Raw genomic sequence first — 1,116 nt, forward strand, 5'->3', positions numbered from 1 at the left:
GGAGATACCGGAGCAACTGGAGCGCAAGGAGATAAAGGAGATCAAGGAATACAAGGTTTAGCAGGAGCAACTGGAGCAAAGGGTGATATTGGAATTCAGGGATTAAAAGGAGATACTGGAGCAACCGGAGCTGCTTCAACAGTAGCTGGACCTCAAGGGGTTCAAGGAGTAACTGGACCGCAAGGTGACAAAGGAGATCAAGGAATCCAAGGTTTAGCAGGAGCCACTGGAGCAAAGGGTGATACTGGAATTCAGGGATTAAAAGGAGATACAGGAGCAACTGGAGCTGCTTCAACAGTAGCTGGACCACAAGGGGTTCAAGGAGCAACTGGAGCGCAAGGTGATAAGGGAGAACAAGGAATACAAGGTTTAGCAGGAGCCACTGGAGCAAAGGGTGATACTGGAATTCAGGGATTAAAAGGAGATACCGGAGCAACTGGAGCGCAAGGAGACAAAGGAGATCAAGGAATCCAAGGTTTAACTGGAGCTGCTTCAACAGTAGCTGGACCTCAGGGAGCAAAAGGAGATACCGGAGCAACTGGAGCGCAAGGTGACAAAGGAGATCAAGGAATTCAAGGTTTAACCGGAGCTGCTTCAACAATAGCTGGACCTCAGGGAGTGCAGGGTGATAAAGGAGACAAAGGAGATCAAGGAATACAAGGTTTAGCAGGAGCCACTGGAGCTAAGGGTGATAAAGGAGAGCAAGGAGTCCAAGGTTTAACCGGAGCTGCTTCAACAATAGCTGGACCACAAGGGGTTCAAGGAGATACCGGAGCGCAAGGAGATCAAGGAATACAAGGTTTAGCAGGAGCCACTGGAGCAAAGGGTGATACAGGAATTCAGGGAATAAAAGGAGATACTGGAGCAACCGGAGCTGCTTCAACAGTAGCTGGACCACAAGGGGTTCAAGGGGCAACTGGAGCAAAAGGAGATATAGGAATTCAGGGAGTGAAAGGAGATATAGGAGCAACTGGAGCAAAGGGTGATACTGGAATTCAGGGATTAAAAGGAGATACTGGAGCAACCGGAGCTGCTTCAACAGTAGCTGGACCTCAAGGGGTTCAAGGAGTAACTGGACCGCAAGGTGACAAAGGAGATCAAGGAATCCAAGGTTTA

The 1,116-nt window shown here is 49.1% G+C and carries 1 pseudogene; it reads left to right on the top strand.

Annotation, left to right across the window (positions count from 1 at the left end):
- Nucleotides 1-1,116: pseudogene (locus tag ACEN2H_RS15600) on the top strand (hypothetical protein); the annotation flags it as partial.

The sequence above is a fragment of the Flavobacterium sp. W22_SRS_FP1 genome (assembly GCF_052113685.1).
GTDB lineage: Bacteria > Bacteroidota > Bacteroidia > Flavobacteriales > Flavobacteriaceae > Flavobacterium.